This is a genomic window from Stieleria sp. JC731 (assembly GCF_020966635.1).
Classification (GTDB): Bacteria; Planctomycetota; Planctomycetia; order Pirellulales; family Pirellulaceae; genus Stieleria.
Map to the genome: position 1 here is coordinate 1257406 of NZ_JAJKFQ010000011.1, position 22661 is coordinate 1280066.

Consider the following 22661-nt stretch of genomic DNA (forward strand, 5'->3'; position numbering starts at 1 on the left):
TGGCCGCTCATTTGGGTGGTCAGGCATCTTTCTTTGGGCAGTGCAGTATTAATTGCCTTAACAGAGCGTTAGGATCTTGGTTCTTTCACCATGCAATCCTATCCGCATCGCTTGCCCACCATGCGTTTTTGCCCCTCAGGTTCGCGCCGGCTTTCTTGTGCTTCTATCGCGGCGTTTGTGTTTGCCGTGGTCATCTATTTGCCGTCGTTGGCGACAGCTCAGTCGGGTGAGTCGGCAGGAAAGCCTAACGTCTTGGTCGCACCGTCGGTTGTCCAGCGAGCTTCGGATAGTCGCTGGACACCACTGACAGCCGTCGGAGCGAACCGAACCGACAAAGATCGCGAAGAAATTGTTTCGGTCTATCTGGACGGAAACGCTGATATCCAATTCGCGACGAAGTTTTGGATCCCGGCGAATAGCCGGCGACAAGCTTGGATTCCGCTTTTGGTACCTCCCCAAGACGACTTTGACCGCGTCAACATTCCGTTGACAACCATGTCGATCGAATCCGGTCCCGATGGAGAGACGCTACGTCCCGATTGGACGGACTCGGCGACGGTTGATCGTTCGCTTCTGCTGACTCAGTTCGAAATCAACACGGGGCTGTTGATGGAGGCACCTGAGATCGACTTGGATGGAAAGCAAGTCGCCAGGATGCAGGAGCTGATGTCGCTGATCAACGCTGGACGATCGACTGCGATTCAACAGTCGATGGAGCTTCCGAACATTGCGTTCGCGTCAAACTTTTTACCTGATACCCAAGGCGGTCTGGATCAGTTGGATCAGATCGTCATAGCGGGCAACGCTTTGAAACAGGACAGCGCCGGTCTGTTGGCGGTGCGACGATGGCTGCGTCGTGGTGGTCGACTGTGGATCATGCTTGATTTGACAGATGCCGATTTGGTTCGATCGCTATTGGGTGACGATGCGGAATTTGACATCGCCGACAGGACCACTCTGAATCAGTTCACTTTAGAAACTGCTGATGTTGTCGCCACGCAAGCATTTGCGAGTGAAGAATGGGAATCAGAAACTCCGGTTGACTTTGTCCGAGTTTACACGGCGTCCAAAGATGTGACTTGTAATGTGAATGGGTGGCCAGCTGCGTTCTGGCAGTCAGTCGGCGACGGCGAAGTGCTTTTCACGACTTTGGGACACGCAGGATGGCTGACGGCAGAGTCAGCTCCTACGGTGGCACTGGGGCAATTATCACGAAGATTGTTCGAACCGCGAGCGAAACCGTTTGAATCCGTCACGGCAATGGTGCCGGTTGTGAATGATCAAATCGGCTATTCGATCCCATCTCGATCGATCGCCGCATCGTTGATGGGAGCCAACACTTTGTTGATTGCGCTCGGCGGCCTGTGGTGGATGAAACGCAAACGGCTTGAAATGCTTGCCGTGTTAATTCCTGCAGTCGCTCTTTTGACAAGCGCGGTCATGCTGTGGGTCGGAAATCAAAATTCTGGATCGATTCCCACAACGATCGCTTCGGGGCAATTGGTGGTAATCAATGACGCTACCGAAGAAGCCGATATCCAATCCACCTATGCGGTGTATTGCCAAGAAGAAACGCCGATCGAGTTGACGTCCGCACCAGACACATTCGTGCAGCCACTGGATTGGTCTGGAAGTCGGACGAAACGTGTTCAGTGGGGAGACAGCGGAATCAACCGATGGATTCAACCGGACCAGCCACCGGGAACGGTTGAAAACTGGTATTCCGATACGTCTATGTTTGTACGCTCCGCCAGCACCAAAGACTCATCTAAGCAGTCGTCTGCAATCGTTCGTTCGGTTGTCGGCACATTTGACGAATCAGGGTTTGTCGGTCGTTTTCCGACTGCGGGTGAAAGTCAGGTCGAGGATGCGTTCCTAGCCGGTTTTCCATCGCCAAGTTCGGCTGTTTCAATAAACCCAGCTGGCGGTGAAGTCGAGGTCCGAATCGGTCCATCGGACGTTCTTGCGAAAGATCAATTCGTCGCTGACACATTGCTGGATGATGAGCAATCCAAACGACAAGTCGTTCTACGTCGGCTTTTCGAAACCGCAGAGAAGAGTTTCTTAGTCAACGGTCCACAGTTGCTATTTTGGAGTGATCCGCAGTCGGTTGGCCTTAGCGTCGCCGACTCGTTTACTCGCAAAGGTACTTCGCTGATCTCGGTGCCCGTAAGGCTTGTTCCTCCAGAATCAGGAAGTCGAATCATAATACCCTCGACATTCATTCAGACCGAATCCTTTGCCAAGTATCGTGGGATCTCTTCGCTGTTCAATCCACGAAACGGGCAGTGGTTGACCGACGTGACGAAGTCGACCGAGACAGATTTATTATTCAAGTTCCCTGATGCTGTCGGACAAATCGAATTGGAACGTGTCAATGTGAAATTGAAAATCAACGCTCCCGAACGAAAGCTGACGATCAGCGCGGTTCACGGTGATGACAGTACCACGGTGTTTGAACAACAAAGTCCAACGGGAACGATTCAATTCGCGATTGATGATCCGAGCATTTTGGATGCGAAAACTCATCAGGGATTGGTCCTGACGATTGCCGTCAGTGCACCGGAAGGGTCTGAAGAAACGAAGGGCAGCTTTGTCGTTTCGCAGGGTGATCCGGGGCAGTCCAACGGGCCTGCACCGGGGGCACCTCAACCGATCATTGCGGAAACAGAAAATACCAGTAAGACCTGGCAGATTGATGCTTTGGCAATCGACGTCGAAGGTGTCGCGGCACCGTAAGTAATCGTCGCGTACAGTTCTGCCCGGTTGCAAGTTGCAATCTGTTTTCAATCGACAACCCATAGTCAACCTCAACACTTTCTCGCCTACCGATAGCCTCCGTGAACAAGCCTTCAATTTCTGACGATGCGGTCGTTCAAACGAATGGTCTGACTAAACGCTACGACGAATTCACGGCGCTCGATTCGCTGTCGATTCGTGTGGGACGCGGCCAGATTCTTGGCTTTATCGGGCCTAATGGTGCTGGAAAGACAACAACGATCCGTATTCTGGTCGGACTCTCGCGACCGACCAGCGGTTCGGCGTCGATTGCCGGAGCGGATTGTGTGACCGAGGCTCGCAAAATCAAAAGGCTTGTTGGTTACATGCCAGATGATTTTGGCAAATACAACAACATGCGTGTTGGTGAGTACCTGGACTTTTTTGGTGCCGCCTATGGGATCGGTCGCCGAAAGCGAGTCAGGCGGATCGACGAGGTGCTGGAAATCGCAGGCGCGACATACATGAAGGATCTCTTTGTCGACGCACTTAGTCGGGGAATGCAGCAACGCGTCGCGATCGCGCGAACGCTGATGCACGATCCCGAGGTTCTGATCCTTGATGAGCCTGCCAATGGTCTGGATCCACAAGCTCGTATCGACATGCGGACGATGTTGTTGCGTTTAGCCGATATGGGGAAAACGCTGATCGTCACCAGCCATATCCTGCCCGAACTTGCAAGGGTCTGTGACTTGGTCGCGATGATCACCAAGGGCAAGTTGCGAGCGTTTGGCACGGTTGATGAAATCATGCGGGACATCAAACAACGCCGCACCATGGAAGTCCAATTGGTGAATTCCGAATCAGTCGATCGAGTCGCACAGATGACGAACGACTGGTTGGAAGCGAGTGCACAACAAGCCACCGCGGAAACGGCGCACACCGAAGCAATCGTGCGTTTCTCGACCAGCCATAGCGATGCCGAGTTAGCGCCCTTGTTGGCCCATTTGATTGGCAACGGACAGTCGGTTGCCCAGTTCCGTGAAGTCCCGACTGACTTGGAAGACGCATTCCTTTCGGTTGCCAATCAAGGCGAAAGCAATGACGCACCTCAAGCGTCCGAAGCCGAGAGCGTTGAAAAGGTTGAGGCGTCCTGATGTCAGCACAATCAATTTCGCAATCTGATTTAAATGTGAACTCTCACGACGATGGTTCGGTTACCAATCCGGTCGCCAAACGAGAGTTCCTTGGCATTTTACGATCGCCCAAAGCGTTCGGCGTACTATTCGGGTTGACAGTGATCTTTACGATCGCGGTTTTAATTCGTTGGCCGTCTGCCGGAACTGTTGATCTGTCGGGGACACAATCGATCGCGGTCTTCCGGATGTTCGGCTACGGATTGTTGGCCGGCGTTGTGTTCTTGGTGCCCGCCTTTCCGGCGGTCTCGATCGTCAATGAAAAGAATGACGGCACACTGGCGTTGCTGCTCAATTCACCGCTGACACCGCTGAAGATTTACCTCGGTAAGTTGGCCGGGATTTTGATGTTCGCCGCTCTCGTCCTGCTAGCCAGTTTGCCTGGTGCGGCGGCCTGCTACGTGATGGGCGGCATCGATCTTTATAGCGGGATCGGCCGGTTCTACTTGTTGTTGATTCTGATGATCGTGCACTACGTAACGCTAGCCATGTTGATCAGCAGCTATGTGCACACGGCAGATGCGGGTGTGCGGCTGACCTACAGCATCATTTTTGCCTTAGCTTTAGTGACGCTATTGCCGGGGGCTTTCTTTGTCGGGGATAGCGGATTGATTGGAACGATTGCGGGGTACCTTCGCAGTGTTTCGCCAATCCCAGTGCTAACCGAGTTGATGCAGCAATCGAATCCTGGGCAGCGAGGCTTGATCGCACAGTCCACTTGGCCACGGTTCGTCGCCTTTGCAATCGTCAGCAGCATCGGATGTGCTGCTTGGACTCTGTCGCGATTGAACTATCGAATCTTTGATCGCTCTCGTGCCCAAGGTGTCATGACCGATGATCGCCGGACCAGCGAACGCGTTTTGCGTCGGCTGCTGTACATCGTCGATCCTCAGCGTCGAAAAGCAGGCATTCCTTGGTACATGAATCCTGTCATGGTCAAGGAGTTTCGGTGTCGAAAGTTTGGCCGATCGCAGTGGTTGTTTCGTCTCGTTGCTGTCTCTGCCGTCGTATCGATGGGGCTCACGTTCGCAGCGGCGACGAGTGTGACCGCGTGGGGAACTGAAACCATTGGCGGTTTGATGGTGATCCTGCAATGCATCCTGATCGTTGTGTTGACCCCCAGCTTGGCGTCCGGTTTGATCAGCGGCGAACGAGACGGCAGCGGATGGGAACTGCTTCGATTGACGCCCCTGTCGGCTAGCAAGATCGTACGGGGCAAACTGTTTAGCGTCCTATGGACACTGACACTCGTGTTGTTCGCGACGTTGCCCGGCTACTTGGTGATGATTTACATCCAGCCGCAGATGATCGTGCAAATCCAGTTGGTGTTGATCTGCCTGTTGCTTACGGTCGTTTACACACTTGCGGTTAGTGCGGCCATCGGCAGCCTCTTTCGGACAACTGCCACGGCAACCACGGTGACATACATCGTCGTGATTGGGATCTTCGTCGCACCGATGTTAATTTGGCTTGGGCGAGACGCACCCTTTGGACACCAACTGGTCAATTCGGCATTGATGACCAACCCTGCGTGTGCTGCCCTTTCAGTAATCAATACGCCAGGATTCGAAAACTACACCCTGCTCCCCGGGGCGTGGTGGATCTCAGGTGTGCTGTCCGCAATCATGTTTTGTCTTTTTGGATTTCAGGTATGGCGACTGACGCGGCCCGCTTAATTAATCGAACGACCTGCTTCTTAGTCGGTATGAAACATTACATTGCGATCGTTTTTGCAGTCCTTGTGGCCAGTTGCTGGGGTTCGTATGCGCAAGCACAAACGACTGATCCTCAGTTGGCTGCGTTGGGAAAGGAAATCCTTGACGTGGACTACGTCATGTTTCTTGATCCGGAATTCTTCAGCAATCCGCCCGTCATTGAGATCTCGTCTGCGCCCTTGGATTTGTGGCTGAAGGCTGTTAAACGATCCGATGCAAAGCTGCAACGCACGTCGTTGGATACGATCGCGATTGCAAAACGTCGTGGAATGCCTGAAATTGACAAGGCATTGCCGGTTATCGACGAATTGTTGCAAACGGACGACTTGGAAATAACGGTGCGACGAGCGGCTGTTTCGGCAATGATCCAGTTCGAAGATCCATCGACCGTCGCCAGGCTTGTTCAGCAAGCACGCGATTATGGCACACCGATCGCATCGATCGTTGAACCTGCAATGGTCGTTTGGAAAAACGCATCATTGAAAGAAGACTGGCAGAAGCGATTGACCGATCGCAGTGTTCGTTTAACGCCGCTGCGAACTGCGATTGAAGGTCTTGCCGCGATCGAAGATCAGGCATCAAGTGATTCGATTCGGTCAATCGTTAGCGATTCCATCCGCCCTGCGTCACTGCGAGTTTGCGCTGCACGAGCTTTAGGACAATTGCACGATGGCGGCCTAGAGGATCTCGCCGAAACTCTATCGGAAGATCGGTCATCAAAGGTAACGTCGCTTTTGGCAGTGGAACTGTTACGACAGCACACCAGTGAGAAGACGATCGAGATTTTGCTTAGCTTGGCAAATTCAGAAACCGACTTGGATCATGGGATGACAAAGGCCGCTGCGATGAAGCGGCTTTATCAGATCGATCCAGAGATCGTCAACGATGTGGCCAAAGCGGCCGTGCATCACGACGACTATGCAGTTCGTGACATCGCAGCGGGCATCTTGCATACCGTTGGTTCGAAAGAGAACATCGAACCGCTTGCTCTGCTGCTTGCAGATGAGAGTCCAACTTTGCGTCGTAGTGTCGCGACGATGCTATTCGAATTGGCTCAAAAGTCTGAGCTGACCGAGGAAGTGATTTCACAGTCGATGGCGATCCTTGATCAAGACGATTGGCGTGGATGCGAACAAGCGACCCGGGTACTGGTCAGTTTGGACTACAAACCATCGGGTGACCGATTGGTTGACCTGATTCGCCACCCTCGTGGTGAAACGATGATTGCGGCCGGTTGGGGGCTTCGTCTACTCTCGCAGGAACAGCATCTCGACGCGATGCTCGGTCGCGCTCAGGAGATTTACGATCGATATCAGTCGGGTGAATACACAACCGATACGCCTGGACCGGGAAAGTTACTGACCCAGTTATTTCTAGCGTTCGGACAAATGGATTTTCTGCCAGCCGAGCCATTGATGAGAACTTACGTTCCTCGGAATTTGATGCTGGGTGATTATCCACGCGGTGCCGCGTGTTGGTCTCTCGGTGTAATCCATGAGGGCGAAGTTGACGAGGACTTAGTCAAAATCATGGAAGGCCGTATCCGAGACACCGAAGCGTTGATCCCCGAATTCGACACGGTGCGTCAGATGTGTGCTTTAGCCATCGGACGCATGGGCGCCGAACAAGCAATGCCGACACTCCAGAAGTACGCGTCGATGCGTGCGGGAGGAGTCGGAATGGCGTGCTTCTGGGCGATCGAGCGATTGACCGGAGAGGCTCCGCCGCCGCTGCCGCCGGGCGAGGTGTTCGATTACAAAGACTGGTTCATGCAGCCATTGAAAGACGACGCGGAGTGATATCGCTTCGTCAAAACTGAATGCGACAAGTTGCAAACTCGTGTTTGTAGATCGTGGTCAGTCACCCTGCCACTGAGAGGGTTGAGTCGCGATCGACGTTACGAGGCACGTGCGGTCATTGAACGTCGATAGTACTTTCGGCCGGACTGTTCCGGTGCAAAGGTATGGTCCAGCTCGCTACGGTTTTTTCGAAACCATGACGCGACTAAACCCAATGTGTAGGGAAATGGCCCGTGGACTCGGTCGGTCGGCCCCTGCAAAGTCGCACGCCAGTGGCTGATTGTCGGCTTCATCGCGATATATGACTCGCGACCGATCGGAGTTGCGGCGACCGCGATGACTTCGCCTCCATGCAGCAGGTACCAGTTATGGCAACCGTCATAGCCAGCGACCGCGTAGACAAAACTGTATTTCCGCCTAGCTTCGGCCAGCATCGTCAGTTTGCGGTGGACGTATTGAAGCGATTTGAGAGTCCGGTGGGCGCGTCCGGCTAGCTCGTACTGTTGGTTTGCGGCAGCGTTTTGCATTTGTTCCTGCAGCATCATCAACGGTTCATCATTGAAACCATCAAGGAAGCTTTCCGCAGCGCTGACCTGTTCCATGTATTCACCGCGGGTGCATGCGGCGGCACAGGGCGCGGTGCAGGTGCCAAGTTCGAAACGCAAACAACCGGGACGATGATCCAGATCGAACAATGACAGTTGCTCGGAAAACTGGAATACTTGTTTTTGACCACAGTCGCGGAGCCGAAAAACTTTGTTCAGTGCATCGACGGCCACATTCATGCGGCTGGTACCGAAGAACGGCCCTTGGATCGCGATGTAGTCCGGGGGAATCTTTGCCGAAAGATAGAACGTCGGCACGGCACCGCGGCCAAGGCACAAATAGACCGGCCGTTGGCGTTTGGGGACTCCTTGGACATTCCAGCGAGGCGTAAACTGTCGAATCAGTTGCTGTTCGCGAAGCAACGCGGCAAACTCGCTCGGCTGAGTCTCCCACTGGATCGCGCGAGTATTCTCGATGATTCGGCCAGCTTTTTCATCCTCGTTTGCGGCTCCAAAGTAACTGAGCAAACGATTTCGAAGCGACTTGCTTTTGCCAACGTAGATCAATTCTCCGTTGCGATCCAACATCCCATATACCCCGGGGACTCGGGGGCAAGACTGGACGATTTGAAGCTTTAGATCGTCCTTTGTGATCGCACCGACAACTTCGATCGGACGTGCCGGACGCGGATTAAAAGGATCAACGCCAAAACCGAACTCCGTCCGACTGGGTGATAGCGCATCCATTGGCGTTTCCTCCTTGTGAAGATCCCTCTTAACCATCCCAGCATTATGCCCGATTTTGGCCGCACTGGGAAATCGAATTTGGAAATCACAAGGGTTGGCAAATATCCCTGGCCGATTTCTGTGAGGGGCCGGGAAGCCGTCAGGTACTTCCCAAGATGCATCGAGAGCGAAAAGCATCAATCTGTCAGATTTGCAAGAAAAGGCTAGGACCGGCGTCCGAGCGCGGAACCGCCGCAGCGTTTGGCTACTGAACCGTTTCGCGATCCAGAGTCGTTCTCGCCGACCTGCAAATTGCGAGCAAGTCGTTTGATTGACGAAGCATTTCGAGCCAACCAACCTCGGGAGTGGTTGCCTGATCGCGAATCTTTTCTGCTGCGGTCGCGATCAACTCGATTCCGGATTGCCGTGCGAACTTGGACAGTCGTTCCGCTAGAGGGATCAGGCTATCGGCGTCATGCGCTTCGATCGCTACGGCAAGCCGTTCGATTTGCAATTCAATTTGGACCGCCGCGTCGCGTTGATTGGCCGAATCGGAGGCGAGTTCTGGTTTGGACGTGATCACCGATGCAAATGCACGGACCACATCCGGGTCGAATTGAGTTCCAGCGGATCGCTTCAGTTCTTCGATAGCGAGTTCATGCGAACAGCCGCGGCGGTAGACTTGGTCGGAAACCAACGAATCGTAGCAATCGCTGATCGCAAGCAGACGAGCGGCTAAGGAAACTTCGTTGCGCGTCGATGTTGAATCAGTGTCAAGCGGATGGTCGAATCGCTTTTTGAAGCTATCTAGAATTTCAGTGAGCTTTGCATTTTCGAAAGCGGTGGCGACCAGTTCGACTCCCAGCCGATCGTACTGCGCGACCAACTCCAGTTCGCGTGGGGTTAGTTTATCAGGCTTCAGAAGGATTTCGTCTGGCACACCGATCTTACCGATGTCATGCAATAACGCGGCTGTCTCCACCAGCGTTTGTTGCTTCGCATCAAGCAGCTCGGGCGAAACACGGTTACACAATTCGGCAACGCGACGACTGTGGGCGACCGTCTCAGGATCACGATAGGAAAGTGAAGACAGGATCGCATTGACAGCCGGTGCCGGTATTTGAGCTTCAGGCTCATCACGTCCGGTGTTGTCGATCTCCATGTCATCCAGTTTTGGATCATATGGGACAACGCAGTTTCGACCGTTTCGTTTCGCGGCATACAAACAGACGTCAGCCTGGTTGATCAGATCTTGTGGCGTGTCGGCTTCGAATCGGGTTTCAGAAACCCCGATACTGGCGGTCAAACGCAGTTCTGCCGGTTCGTCAAACGTGATCGCTTCAATCGCTTTACGAGTGTCTTCGGCGATGCGAATTGCGACTTCGAAACTGATGCCAGGTAGCAGGACACAGAATTCTTCACCGCCATAGCGACAGACCAAACCTCGATCACCGTGCATTTCACGTAGGACACGCGAAACTTGGCGAAGCACCTCGTCACCAACGCCGTGGCCGTATGTATCGTTGACGTTTTTGAAATGGTCATTGTCGATCATGATGCACGACAAGGGCTTTTCTTGAATCGCAGCTGCGGTCCAAAGCTTTCCAAACCTTTGGAAGAACGCACGACGGTTCATGCATCCGGTCAAGGCGTCTTGGGTTGCCAAGATTTCCAGTTCACGATTCTTCTGTTCGATCTCGTCCCGACTTTCACGAAGCATCGTGAGCATCGTTTCAAGCTCGGCACGATGTTCTTCGATATGCGTTACATCACGGAACGTAGCCAAAGCACCACGACGTGAATCACCGCCACCGATTGGTGCGGCGTTAACAGAGAAGATCCTTCGTTTGCCGTTGTCGACTTGTAGGTGCAGAATTTGTTCGGTCACGGTTGCCGATTCGTCGATCGCGGTCATCCACGGGAACGTCGATAGATCTTCATCTTCGAATGACCAAGGCAGTTCGTTGGCACTCGATTCGACCAGCATCTCGCAGGAGACATTCACTGTGTCGGCGAAGGCTCGGTTTGCCAGAACGATGTTGGCATGTTCGTCCAAAACCAGCAGACCTTCGGCAAGCGTATCGAGAGCTTGCCGAACGCGATCAGGGACGACTTGGGTGTTCGTGAAGACTCGCATCACTTTGCCAACGAACAACGTGTATCCGAACAGACCGGTGATGGAGTAGAACGCGATCAAGCGAACGAGCGGGTGTTCGGTGATCGCGCCGAATTTAGATTGGTCGGGAGCACGGAAGCAGAATTCGACGTTTCCCCACGCGCGGCGATTGAGCGTGATGGGGACGGCAATCGCGTCAATGCCAGTCGGGTCGGACGCCACCCTTGACCAAAGTTCGTCATGGTGTCCGGCGTCGACTTTAAGCTGCCCTCGATTGCTGCGGACGCCTATCGACAGAAGATCTTCGTCACGATCGACAATGGTCTGCGTTCCGACACGTAGATCGATCCATTGCTGTTTACGGACATGCGAAGCCGCGTTGATCGCAACGGACTCAGCTAGCCGCCTACGCGAGTCAGCTTTGATCTGCGCAACATCAGGCAACAGCCCGAACCACTGGCTACCCAGGATCAGGCTGGCCCCCAGGCAGACTAGGGCGAACGCTAAGCGAATCGATTGGAAGTAGACCCTGCCCAAAACAGAAACGACGGTGCGGCGCGAGTGTGTAGTTAGTACCCCGATAGGAGTTGCCGAGTGGTTTGGTTAGTCCACACGTCAACGCCGAAGTTTTGCTCGCGCCTATAACGACGTCGTTGGCCGACGTGAAACCTTTCTAACAGTGTGCGAAAAGATATGAGCTGTGGTTCAACCTGATCGATCGCGACGATCATAGCGATGCGCATTTACGTCAGCATAGCGACGGCAGGGGGGGCAAAAATTCAAAGTTTTGGCAAACGTTCTTTAATGCCCCCACTTCAGCGCGGATCCGAATGCGTTGACTTTGCGGCCCTTGCGGATTATTCGCGCTTGCACGATCTCGATAGCTCTTTTAGGTCTTGCTGAAGAAACTACGGCGACACTGACGTCCGATTCAAAATCTGCGTGCCACCGGTCCATGAGGATTGCGCGGCACTGAGGGATTACGGACGAGGTAAGGATGCCTGCACTGCAACGTTGGTCTGCCATCATCGGATTGGTCACAGCTTCTGCTGTTGCCCTGCCGATGAAAGTGCGCGCCGACGAACCCACGCCAGCAGGTTTTCATTTACCAAGTGGCGTTGTCCCTCAAGTTGACGGTTCCCTGTCACAAGGCGTTACCGAACATGCCGCTGCGAGCGGTGCTGTTGACTCGCTACAGCATTCACATCCCGATGCGATTGCAACAGCGACGGCGCCATCGCAAACCGACCCCATGCGTTGGTGGAGTGACAAGGTTGTTGGACAGATCACGCCGCGTGAACGGTGGGTTCAGTTTGATCTCGAAACCGTCTTGCTAGACACGCTGGCAAACAGTCCTCGCATCAAAAGTGTGAGCTACCAAGCCAGCAGCACCTTTCAGCAAATCATCCAACAGGACGCGGCGTTTGATCCCTCGATTTTGTTGAGCACGGATTTAGGGGCAACGAACGATCCTGTAGGCAATACGTTGACCACAGGCGGTGCGGACCGTTTGCGAGAGCGATCGCTGAATTTCAATGGTGGAATGCGTCAAACGACGCGGCGTGGAACCGAGGTCGAATGGACGCAGCAATTAGGCTTTCTCGATAGCAACAGTTCCTTTTTTGTACCCACTGATCAGGGCAACGCACGCCTAAGCCTCGGCCTGACAAAGCCACTGCTTGCCCGCGGACAACAGTTCTACAACCAGCGTCTGATCACCCAAGCGAGAATCGAAAGCCGTGCCGCTTGGCACGAAATGCGGGGAGCCGTCGAGCAACGAATCGCGGATGTGATTTCGGCCTACTGGCAACTCTATGAGATCCGCGCTCAAGTCGCGCAGCAACGTGCTTTGATGGAACGCAGCAAAGAGCTGGTTGCGATTCTAAACAGCCGCAAGGATTTCGATGCCGCTCGAATCGAAATCGTCAAGGCGAGCCAGCGAATGGCACGACGCGACGACCAACTGATCGAACTTCAGGCGGAACTGAATCGTTTGCAAGCACGCTTGGCCACTTTGGTCGGAAGTGAGGCTTTGCAGACGATGAGCCAAGACTTGGAATTGATTCCGATTTCGGCTCCCGAGTTTTCAGACAGTCAACTCTCGTTGCGAGATGCGATGTCGCAAGCTTTGGAGTACCGCCCGGAAATTCGAGCGGCAATGCAAGATGTTGAACTGTCGGCGCTTGAGCTCAAGATCTCACGGGTCGAACTGCAACCACAATTGAATTGGGTTTTCAACGGATATCTGTCCCAGCTGAACGGTTCCAGCAAAGTGGCGCGGTCGTTCGGGGAGCAGTTCGCAAACGCGCCGGGCATTTCAACCGCACTTGAATTCGAATTGCCTCGAGGTCGCCGTGCGGCACGTTCGCAACAACGCGAAGCACTATTGCGATCAAGACAGCGAACCGAGCGACTAAGGGAAGTGATCAAGCAGACGCAATTCGAAGTTGAAGCTGCTTTGATCGATATCTCAAGATTTTCCCGTCAGCGTTCTATCAAGCGTCAGGTGCTGGAGATGGCGATTGATGAAGAGAACATCCTGATGGTCAACTGGCGAATTATCGGAGGCGATGATTCCCGCGTCGGAATAAAGCTTGAAAATTTGCTCGATGCGCAGCAACGACGAACGGATGCGGAAAAGGATTTGGTCGCGGCGGAATCGGCATACATGACCGCGACGATGCGGTTGCAACGTGCGATGGGGACTTTGCTGGTCAACGAAGGCATCCAGCCACACCAAAACCGATGCAGCGGTGAGATCGAGTTTTTCGCTGACGGAATGGAAACTGTGAATGAGGCCATTGCTGACCCAATCGCTGAGCCAAACTCTGGGGCAATTGCTGAGCAAACAGCGATCGTTGACCATGCGACGGTTGAACCTTCAACGCAGGACGGTGACGTCACGGAGACTGACGTCACGTCTGAGAATGATCTCCCCAGCGAAGCGGTTCCTTTGCCAACAGAGTCTCAAACGCCTTATGAAGAGCCGGATCCGCTGCAACTCGATCCACCTGCCGAACCGACATCCGAACCTCTTTCGGTGCCAGGGCCGGTTGAACGTGACTATCCGGCGCCTCGTCGCTTGCCGGCACTAAAGTCAAGTTCATCGAGTGAAATTCAATCGCAAAAGGGCCTGACCCCTTATGGCCGGGGCATCAATGAGGCCATGGGAACCGGTCATGTCCTAGCGTCGGGACAAAGCAGTTCACGAAGCGTTTCGCCATTTCAATTGCCGGTGAATGAGTCGAGCGAGACCTCTGCGGAGAATCCAGAATCGATTCGAGCGGTACCGCGACGGATCGGTACATCATCAGTCCGGCAGGGCATGCAGTTGCCCCCGAAAACGGCTCAATTCCCACAGCGAATTAGCTCGCCGGGTGCGGCAATCCCAACCAACGCAAAATCAATTCCTTATGGGGCTTGGCGATGAAAACACGACTAACCCAAAACTATGGTGTGTTCACGTCGATGATTGGTGCGCATGTCTGCAAACGTGCCAAACGCTACGGAAGTGTATTGATTGCCGGAACGTTGATCGCTTGCGCGACCCCCGGATTTGTTGACGAGGCAAATTCACAAACGGGCGAATTCAATTCCGTTTCACGAGGTCCGTCGACCTACCGATCACCTAGCTTGTCATTGGAATACGAAGGCTTTACCGAACCCCGTTTTGATTTAATGTTGGCCGCAACCGAAATCGGGCGACTTGAAAGCGTCATGGTTGAAATCGGTGACGTGGTCGAAAAGGGCCAAGTGATTGCGCAACTTGAAGACGGACTTCAAAACGAAGCTGTCGCGACGGCCCAGTGGCGCGCGCAGATGCATGGCGAAACAGATGCCGCCAATGCAGAAACCAAGCTGAAGGAATTGCGGCTGGAGCAGCTTCGTTCGCTTGATCAACAGGCGATGGCTCGTCCAGATGAATTGAAGCGAGCGATCGCCGATTGGGAAATCGCAAAGGCGCGGCAGTTGGCCGCGTCGGAGCAAGATCAGTTGCGTCAGCTTGAGCTTAGCCGATACCAGTTGCAACTCGACCGTCGCAAAATTAAAGCTCCGATGGCGGGTATCGTTGCAGAAATTTATCATGGCCCAGGCGAATACATTACGCCAGCCGATCCTGCCGTTGTGCGGTTGGTTGTGATGAACGAACTGTTGGGTGTGTTCAATATTCCGGTGGAAGAAATTGATCTCGTTAACGTCAACGATATCGTTTCTGTCCACCTGATGAGCGCATCGGAAAGCATTAATGGAACTGTCGAGTCGATTGCCCCCGACATCGATGGTGAAAGCGGTACGATCGAAGTGCGAGTCTTGCTCGACAATAGCTCGGGAAAGTTCCGTGCGGGTGATCGTTGTCAGATGAAGCCTATGAAGCGAAGTGCGAAACGAACACCATTTCGACCGCAAATTCAAATCGGGCGGTATCCTGGCGCGGCCGATTCTCCGGCAACACGTGGAGGCAACCAAGTTCGATGATCAGTCCGAACGCGGGGCAACCGATTGCCGGCAACGAGGTTCCGACCTCGATTCCTGCAATCGCGGAAGATCCGAATTTTGAAGCGGCTCCAAAGCAGACCGAGACGCAGGCAGACTTTCGTTCATTAGCATTGATCGAACGGATGGCTGAAACGTCAGATCGCTATGATGCGATCTCGATCATGGTACGTTTTGTTGCACATGAGTTTCCGACATGCAACGTGCGTTGTGGAATCGGTGCGGCTTCGATTCGACGATTCCTCGATAGTAAGTTAGGGTGGCTTGGACCAGCTAGTGACCTGTTCAGACAGGCTTCAGAGAAATGGGACGAAGACACCAAGCTGATCAATGCGGCGTTGGGTAGCGACGCTGCGTTTGATGGCGACGAGATGACTGCTGGATCTCTTTCTGGATCCGGCCAAAGTGTGCGTCTGAACATCGACGACGAAGTCGGGCTCGGCCGCTGTGTGCTTTGGATCGAAGGTGCTGATGCTGTTAAGCAGGACCGCGTTTGGCTTCGCAGAGCCTTACCGACGCTACGGTCATTGCTTTGGCATCGTAGTGGTGGTTTCATCTCCCAGACATTGCGTCATTTGAGCGGCTATGGCTATGTGGCTCGCTTGTATTTCGCACTTGTCGTTATTGCCGTCGTCGTGCTTGCTTCTTGGCCCGTCTCGTACCGCGTTCGTTGCACGTCGGTCGTCAAGCCGATGCATGCACGCGTTGTAGCGGCCCCATTTGAGTCGACGCTGCAGACTGCCAACGTCAAACTTGGCGATGCCGTCATGGCGGGCGATGTATTGATGACACTCGATGGGCGACCGCTCCGTTTGGAGATGGAAACGATCGACGCTCAGCTTGCGCAGGCGGACAAAGAACGTGACATTGCGTTGGCGTCAGGCAAAGTCGCTGAAGGCCAGCAGGCAGCGTTGAAGTTTCGCGAATTGAGCCGCAAGCGTGACTTGATCGAAAGTCGGCTGAGTCGACTGCAAGTTGTCAGCCCCATTGATGGGATCGTTGTCAACGGTGACTTGGAACGTTCGATTGGCATGACGATGGAAATGGGACAGGCGGTTTTGGAAATCGCTCCACTGGAACAAATGGTTGTCGAATTGGAAATTCCTGAGTCGGAAGTCGGGTTTGTCGAACCGAAAACGCCCGCAAGAGTACGACTGAGCGGTTTGCGTGATTTGGTGATCGATCAACCGATCAAGTCAATCCTTCCGGCGGCCGAGATTCGCGACGAGCAAAACGTGTTCATCGCCAAGATCGAGGTGCAGAATTCGGCTGGACAACTGCGACCGGGAATGCGTGGCGAAGCGATCGCTTACGGCCCGATTCGTCCCTGGCTGTGGTCAAGTATCCGCGATGTGTTGGAACGCGTCATTTGGTGGATCGGATACTAGTAGTCGGTAGTATGAGATCACGCTCCGCAGGGCTAATGTGATGAACCAATCCAATTCCACCGAGCCGGCGTCTGTCGCTGAAGATCCGCTAGCGATCTGCGTCAAAATCGATCCCGCAATTCATTTTTCGGCCCGGGGAAAAGGGACGGAGACGACGTACGTCGCCAACGATACTAGGACCGGTAAATTCTTTCGGTTCGGTGCACGTGAATATCACGCCGCCAATCTGATGGATGGATCGCGCACCCTCGGCGAAATCAGCGAACAACTGCAAAAGGATGCAGTGCTCTGGTCATCGGCTGATGTTTTAAATTTCGCTCGCGAGTTAGTGCAACACAAATTGGCGAGTGTTCAAGCCGATCAAAGCGTTGCACCCGCAACAACGAATGAGGCTCCACAGGGCCCAGCCCCCAACGCAGCAAAACCGAAGGGAATGCAGCGTGCAGTCGGATTGATGTCCAAGTTGTTATCTCAGCGATTCGCGATTGCTGATGGCGACCGTCTGGCAAGTCGACTATTGCGAACGTTCGGGTTTGTTTTTCATCCCGCCGCAACGAGTGCCTTCTTGTTCTTAATCTTCAGCGGCATCGGTTTGGTTTGGAACCACTATGACGCGTTCGGGTTGGAGATCAAACGGATCTTTGACCGTGGACTTTGGCTTTGGATGGGAGCATTATGGTGTGTTCTAAAGTTGGTCCATGAATGTGGTCACGCCGTGTGTGCAAAACGGCTGGGCGTTCGGGTGGGAAAGATGGGAGTGATGTTTTTCCTGTTTGCGCCGCTGGCCTATGTCGATGTGACCGATGCCTGGAAGTTGCATCGTCGACGCGACCGAGTGCAAATCGCGCTTGCCGGAGTTTACGTCGAACTGATTATCGGTGCGCTAGCCGCATGGGTTTGGTATTTTTCGCCGACCGGAATGGCAAAGCATTTTGCAGCCCACGTGTTTCTGATTGCTGGGCCGGCAACACTATTGGTCAATGCGAATCCGCTATTGCGACTGGACGGGTACTACGTCTTCAGCGATCTTCTGGAAATCCCCAACCTCCGTGAACATGGTCGCAAGCGTCTTGTCCAATTGATCGAACGTGTATTGTTCGGTTTGCCCATGCCGGAATGTCGCCTTTCGGGATGGCGACGTGATGTTGCGGTCATCCATGCGTTTTGTAGCGTGATCTTTCAAGTGATCTGGATGACTGGATTGATCGTTGCTGTATCCAGTTGGGCCAAGGGACTGGGGCTCGGGATCGCGGTGGTTGCCGGATTGTTGTGGGCAGCGATTCCGCTGATACGTTGGATGTGCAAGATCTGGACGACTGAGAAACGAAGTGGATGGTTTCTGACGTTTTATCAAAGGCGTTTGCTGACGCTGTGCAGTCTGGCTTGTGTTCTGGTGCATACGCTGATGGTGAATGCGTCGCCATTTTCACGGCGAGTTCCTGTGGTGGTCCGTTATCACAACGAACAAATCGAACGCGCACCGGTCGGTGCCTTTGTGACAGGCGTCTATGTCCGCTGCGGTCAACGGGTCGAGCGCGGGAAGTTGCTCGTTGAACTGGAGCAACCCGAATTGATCGTGAAGCGAAATCAGCTTTCGGATCAGTACGATGTGACGTCACGAAAGGTTATTCAGCATCGCCGTCGTGGTGATGTCGCTTTGATGGATGCCGCAATCGAAAAGTCTGAATCGCTGCTGCGACAAATTGAAGAACTGGACGATCAAATTGCCAGTTTGCGAATCGTTGCCGATCGCAGCGGACAAGTCACATCATCCGCAGTCGACAAGCTGTTAGGTAGCTTTGTCCAACAAGGCGACGAGATCGTTCGGGTATCGGACCCGCAGGAAAAAGAAATCTTGGCCGTCGTCGCTGAAGACAATATGCAGGCTTACCGAAAAGCTGTGGAGTCTTCCGATGTCGCCACGATTCGTTTGCGTGGTGGCGTTCGATTCGAAGCTCCTTTAGCGTCGTTGCAGCCTGCCGCGTCGCGTTCGTTGCCACACCGGGCTCTTGCGGCGTCCAACGGAGGTCCTTTGGCGATTCAGCCTGCGTCCAATTCAGAGCAGGTTTTGCTGGTCCAGCCTCAGCTGCAAGCGGTAATTCCTCTCGATGTGATGACCAGCATGTCGATTCAAAGCGGCCAGGTCGGACGGCTTACCATTCCCGATGACCGTAGCTTGATTGCACGTTTGACCGACTACCTTGCTGAAAAGCGTTAATCACGCGACTAATCTAGCTGTAAGCAATTGTTTGCGTGGCGGGTAGGTCAATCGATGCTGAACGGTCGGATGGAGCTTAACTAGACCGACGATGGATGACTTTTCAAGCGAAGGTGCTGTAGTGAGCACGACCGATCAAGAACCATCAATAGGCGAATCCACCGATTTGGGGCCGGCAACGAAGGACGCTCGGCCGTTTCAAAGGAAGCAGCAGTACTGGTGGTCGCGATTGTTGCTCGTTGGACTACGGGTGCTTTCGCTCATACTCGTCGTGATGACGATAGGCTCACTGGCGGCAAGGCAGTTGTGGTTGGCCGAATTGCTTGCCAGTTTGCGACTGCAACAAGTTCTCGGACTCTTCGTCGCGATCTTGTTATCGATCGCTTTGCGGCAGTGGCGTCATGCAGTGCTTTTGGTGGTGTGCGTGTTGGTCCATGCGACGTGGATTGTTCCCCAAATCGGAAATCCGATCGCCACAAAACGTCAGGCCAACTCGACGGATCATACGATCAAAGTGGTTACGATCAACGTGCTGACTCGCAATATGCAGCACGAACAGATCCTTGCTCAGATACGGGAATTCGACGCGGACATCGTCGCGATAGTCGAGCTAGGTTCACAACTCGCGAGCACTGTCGGGGATGAACTGGTCGACCAATACCCGCATCAGATACTGCTACCGCAAGACGCTGGGAATTTCGGAATTGGCGTGCTTTGTAAATCAAAACCGAATGGCCATACCGCCATCCAATTCAGCCATTCACTCAATTCGATCGAGGTCGACTTTGAAAGGTTTAAATTCATCGCGACGCATACGCTGCCGCCGATGGGCAGCGGAGGATTTCGAGTTCGCAACGAGCATCTTGCGAAGTTAGCCGAACATGTACGATCTGAAGTGAAAAGATCGAAGCCAATGATTGTTGCCGGAGACTTCAACCTGACACCTTGGTCACCGATCTTTAGTGACTTCGCCACGCAGTCTGGACTTCAACGTGCTTTTATCGGCTTAGGTGTTCAGCCAACTTGGTATGCTCGACGAGACTTATTCCCGCTGGGACTGGTGCTAGACCATGTGTGGGTTTCCGACGACCTTAGCTGTGATTGCTACGAGGTCGCGGAGCCGATGGGGTCCGACCATCGTGCTGTCGTCGTAACACTTTCACCGAGCGGGGAAACAGCGGGAGCCTCATCAGACTCCCATTGATCCCAAGCGGCGTTAGGAAAGGCACTTGGCGATTTGGCGAACGGCTTGTCGCAATCGATGTTCGTTTTCGACCAATGACATCCGCAAAAAGCCTTCACCGGCGGCGCCGAATCCACTTCCTGGACTGACGGCGACATTGCCTTCTTCGAGCAGCTTCATCGCAAAGTCCATCGTGGACATTCGGCTTCGCCATGGCTCAGGAACTTTGGCCCAAACAAACATGCCTGCTTTGGGTGTTTCCATTTCCCAGCCCAGTCGTCGAAGGCCGCTGACAAGGACGTCGCGACGGCTTTGGTAGATTTCCGACTGCTTTTCGACCGAGGCTTCCGTTTCGCGAAGCGCGACAATCGCGGCGATTTGAATCGCCTGGAACATTCCGTAGTCGTAATAGCCTTTGATGGTTCCAAGTCCACGTACCATGTCAGGGTTGCCGGCACAGAAACCGACTCGCCATCCGGCCATGTTGTAGCCTTTGCTCATCGTGGTGAATTCGACACCGACATCTTTCGCGCCTGGTGCAGCCAAGAAGCTCGGCGGAACGTATCCGTCGAAAGCCACGTCTGCATAGGCGAAATCGTGGATCACCATAAAGCCATATTTCTTGGCCAGGCGGACAACGTCGACGAAGAATTCGGGCTCGATGACGGCCGAGCTTGGGTTGTGCGGATAGTTGACGATCAACAGCTTTGGCGATGGCGTCAGATTTTCGCAGGTATAGGCGACGTTGCGAAGAAACTTTTCGGAATCCGCCACGTCAAGTGCGACGACATTGCCGGATGCCAGAATAACGCCATACATGTGAACCGGGAAAAACGGCGATGGGATCATCGCGGTGTCGCCGGGGCCCATCAGGGCCAAACACATGTGCGAGAAGCCTTCTTTGCTGCCTAAGCACGCGATGATTTCCGATTCCGGATCCAAGCGGACACCGTATTTGCGGTGGTACTTACCGGCCAGCTCTCGTCGCAGGTTCACAATTCCGTTGGACTTGCTGTAGCCATGGTTGCCCGGATCGGCTGCGGCATCCTGCAGTTTCTGAACCACAACAGGGTCCGGCGGATCCGAGGGGTTCCCCATTCCGAGGTCGATCACGTCGTCACCGGCGCGACGTTTCTGATACAGCAGGTTATTAATCCGCCCGAACATGTACGGCGGCAGACGATCGACTCGCGAGGCAAGTTTGACTTCGAACGGTGGTTGGACCGGATCTGTGGTCGGCGCACCGATCGCTGGGGCGTCAATGTTTGGCGAATCTTCACCCGATGTCGCGGCGGCCGCGTGGTCGGTCGGGTTGCCGGCCGCTTCGTGCGCCATTCTTTCGATTCCGTCGCTTGATTGTTCGTCCAGACGTGCTTCGCTGCTTGCTTCGCTCATAGTGACCGATCCACTTCGGTGTCGTTCGGTAAGTTGACTTAGGGAAGGGAAATGTGACGGGGAGTCGTTGATGATCCCCCTGCAGATCTTCCGTGTGCGGGATTCGACGCATTGTCGAAAACTTTCTTGGTCAAGCCCAGGGGTATTCGCGTGTTGCGTGAAAGATCCTCGCAAAAGCGACGATAAAGTAAATATCGCGACCAAGAATTCAGCCCGTCTCGGCGTACCCGAATTGGCTATCGGATCGACATACGGGCAACAACGAGTCGCTTTTGTTGTGTTTCAAGAGATTTTCGGGGCGATGAACGTTCGCGCATTGGCGACTATACTGCCGTAGATTTCTCTATCCACCTCCCACCGACTGCCCTGCCGCAATGTCAGTTGCCCTTTTTGTTCCCTGCTACATCGATCAACTTTATCCCGATGTGGCGATCGCAACGCTGGAGCTGCTCGAACGCTTCGGTGTCGAAGTGGACTATCCGCAAGGCCAGACCTGCTGTGGGCAGCCGATGGCAAATACCGGATGCGTGGAAGATACGCGACCGATCGCTCTGCGAACGGTGAAAATGTTCGCCGACTATGACGCGATCGTTTGCCCATCTGGATCGTGTACATCGATGGTGCGAAATCACTATGCGCCTTTCTTTGACGATTCAGATGCGGCATTCAACCACGTTCGAAGCAACACGTTCGAACTTTGCGAATATCTTCACGACGTACTTGAAGTCAAACACTTGGATGTGAGGTTTCCACACCGGGTTTCGTTGCACCAAAGCTGTCATGGACTTCGAGAACTTCGGTTGGGGCAGTCCAGTGAATCGATGACGCCGCGGGAAAACAAGGTTCGTAAGCTTCTCGATTTGATCGATGGGATCCAGTGGGTTGAACCGGAACGCCCGGACGAGTGCTGTGGATTCGGAGGGACATTCGCTGTCAACGAAGCAGACGTGTCGGCGGAGATGGGGCGAGCCCGAATTGCAGATCACTCTGGCAAAGGCAGCGAAGTATTGGTTTCTGCCGACATGAGTTGCTTGATGCATTTACAGGGAATTATCTCTCGGGAAAAAACGCCCATCAAAGTCATGCACGCCGCACAAGTCCTCGCCGGACGTCCGCTGCGATAAAGCGTTCGTGGCCGTACTGGTTGGTGGCTTTCGAATAGCGCTGT

The 22661-nt window shown here is 53.9% G+C and carries 13 protein-coding genes; 10 read left to right on the forward strand and 3 right to left on the reverse strand.

The features are described from left to right. Positions 1 to 120: 120 nt before the first annotated feature. From LOC67_RS21525 to LOC67_RS21540, 4 genes are all read left to right on the forward strand, one after another. Entirely contained in the window at positions 121 to 2739 is a 2619-nt protein-coding gene (locus LOC67_RS21525; protein WP_230264877.1) for a hypothetical protein, read from the forward strand. Between the two features lie 101 nt (positions 2740 to 2840). Continuing rightward, complete coding sequence (locus LOC67_RS21530) at positions 2841 to 3875, forward strand: ABC transporter ATP-binding protein (protein WP_230264878.1); 1035 nt, start codon at positions 2841 to 2843, stop codon at positions 3873 to 3875. Continuing rightward, positions 3875 to 5590: an ABC transporter permease gene (locus tag LOC67_RS21535; protein ID WP_230264879.1), complete on the forward strand. Its 1716-nt coding sequence runs from the start codon at positions 3875 to 3877 to the stop codon at positions 5588 to 5590. The genes LOC67_RS21530 and LOC67_RS21535 overlap by 1 nt, the downstream gene beginning before the upstream one ends. Positions 5591 to 5619: 29 nt before the next feature. Beyond that, complete coding sequence (locus tag LOC67_RS21540; protein ID WP_230264880.1) at positions 5620 to 7428, forward strand: HEAT repeat domain-containing protein; 1809 nt, start codon at positions 5620 to 5622, stop codon at positions 7426 to 7428. Between the two features lie 98 nt (positions 7429 to 7526). Here the strand turns inward: LOC67_RS21540 and LOC67_RS21545 are convergent, their stop codons facing one another. Together LOC67_RS21545 and LOC67_RS21550 are read right to left on the reverse strand one after the other, a co-directional pair. Continuing rightward, a complete protein-coding gene (locus tag LOC67_RS21545; RefSeq protein WP_230264881.1) occupies positions 7527 to 8720 on the reverse strand; it encodes a GIY-YIG nuclease family protein in 1194 nt (397 codons plus the stop codon). 244 nt (positions 8721 to 8964) lie between these two features. Then, positions 8965 to 11259 (reverse strand): diguanylate cyclase, encoded by a 2295-nt coding sequence (locus LOC67_RS21550; RefSeq protein ID WP_230264882.1) that lies wholly within the window; start codon positions 11257 to 11259, stop codon positions 8965 to 8967. A gap of 553 nt (positions 11260 to 11812) precedes the next feature. Between LOC67_RS21550 and LOC67_RS21555 the strand changes: the two genes are divergently transcribed. The 5 genes from LOC67_RS21555 (at position 11813) to LOC67_RS21575 (ending at position 20119) form a co-directional block, all read left to right on the forward strand. Further along, on the forward strand, positions 11813 to 14245 hold the full coding sequence (locus tag LOC67_RS21555; protein ID WP_230264883.1) for a TolC family protein: 2433 nt from the start codon (positions 11813 to 11815) through the stop codon (positions 14243 to 14245). Then, the gene (locus LOC67_RS21560; RefSeq protein ID WP_230264884.1) at positions 14242 to 15291 is read left to right on the forward strand and encodes an efflux RND transporter periplasmic adaptor subunit; all 1050 of its coding nucleotides are present in this window, start codon (positions 14242 to 14244) and stop codon (positions 15289 to 15291) included. The genes LOC67_RS21555 and LOC67_RS21560 overlap by 4 nt, the downstream gene beginning before the upstream one ends. Next, positions 15288 to 16697 carry an efflux RND transporter periplasmic adaptor subunit gene (locus LOC67_RS21565; RefSeq protein WP_230264885.1) on the forward strand — a complete coding sequence of 470 codons (1410 nt, stop codon included), beginning with the start codon at positions 15288 to 15290 and terminating at the stop codon, positions 16695 to 16697. The genes LOC67_RS21560 and LOC67_RS21565 overlap by 4 nt, the downstream gene beginning before the upstream one ends. 40 nt (positions 16698 to 16737) lie before the next feature. Then, on the forward strand, positions 16738 to 18915 hold the full coding sequence (locus LOC67_RS21570) for a site-2 protease family protein (RefSeq protein WP_230264886.1): 2178 nt from the start codon (positions 16738 to 16740) through the stop codon (positions 18913 to 18915). A 91-nt stretch (positions 18916 to 19006) separates the two neighbouring features. After that, complete coding sequence (locus LOC67_RS21575) at positions 19007 to 20119, forward strand: endonuclease/exonuclease/phosphatase family protein (RefSeq protein WP_230264887.1); 1113 nt, start codon at positions 19007 to 19009, stop codon at positions 20117 to 20119. Between the two features lie 12 nt (positions 20120 to 20131). Here the strand turns inward: LOC67_RS21575 and LOC67_RS21580 are convergent, their stop codons facing one another. After that, entirely contained in the window at positions 20132 to 21433 is a 1302-nt protein-coding gene (locus LOC67_RS21580; RefSeq protein ID WP_230265090.1) for an aminotransferase class I/II-fold pyridoxal phosphate-dependent enzyme, read from the reverse strand. A 434-nt stretch (positions 21434 to 21867) separates the two neighbouring features. On the opposite strand from LOC67_RS21580, the gene LOC67_RS21585 reads away from it, so the two are divergent. Beyond that, positions 21868 to 22617, forward strand: a complete 750-nt coding sequence (locus LOC67_RS21585) for a (Fe-S)-binding protein (RefSeq protein ID WP_230264888.1) — start codon at positions 21868 to 21870, stop codon at positions 22615 to 22617. Positions 22618 to 22661: the final 44 nt, after the last annotated feature.

Bases quoted from the DNA above. Each gene is read 5' to 3' on its own strand.
- LOC67_RS21525 (WP_230264877.1), top strand. From the start codon at position 121: ATGCGTTTTTGCCCCTCAGGTTCGCGCCGGCTTTCTTGTGCTTCTATC.
- LOC67_RS21535 (WP_230264879.1), top strand. From the start codon at position 3,875: ATGTCAGCACAATCAATTTCGCAATCTGATTTAAATGTGAACTCTCAC.
- LOC67_RS21540 (WP_230264880.1), top strand. From the start codon at position 5,620: ATGAAACATTACATTGCGATCGTTTTTGCAGTCCTTGTGGCCAGTTGC.
- LOC67_RS21545 (WP_230264881.1), bottom strand. From the start codon at position 8,720: ATGGATGCGCTATCACCCAGTCGGACGGAGTTCGGTTTTGGCGTTGAT.
- LOC67_RS21555 (WP_230264883.1), top strand. From the start codon at position 11,813: ATGCCTGCACTGCAACGTTGGTCTGCCATCATCGGATTGGTCACAGCT.
- LOC67_RS21560 (WP_230264884.1), top strand. From the start codon at position 14,242: ATGAAAACACGACTAACCCAAAACTATGGTGTGTTCACGTCGATGATT.
- LOC67_RS21565 (WP_230264885.1), top strand. From the start codon at position 15,288: ATGATCAGTCCGAACGCGGGGCAACCGATTGCCGGCAACGAGGTTCCG.
- LOC67_RS21570 (WP_230264886.1), top strand. From the start codon at position 16,738: ATGAACCAATCCAATTCCACCGAGCCGGCGTCTGTCGCTGAAGATCCG.
- LOC67_RS21575 (WP_230264887.1), top strand. From the start codon at position 19,007: ATGGATGACTTTTCAAGCGAAGGTGCTGTAGTGAGCACGACCGATCAA.
- LOC67_RS21580 (WP_230265090.1), bottom strand. From the start codon at position 21,433: ATGGCGCACGAAGCGGCCGGCAACCCGACCGACCACGCGGCCGCCGCG.
- LOC67_RS21585 (WP_230264888.1), top strand. From the start codon at position 21,868: ATGTCAGTTGCCCTTTTTGTTCCCTGCTACATCGATCAACTTTATCCC.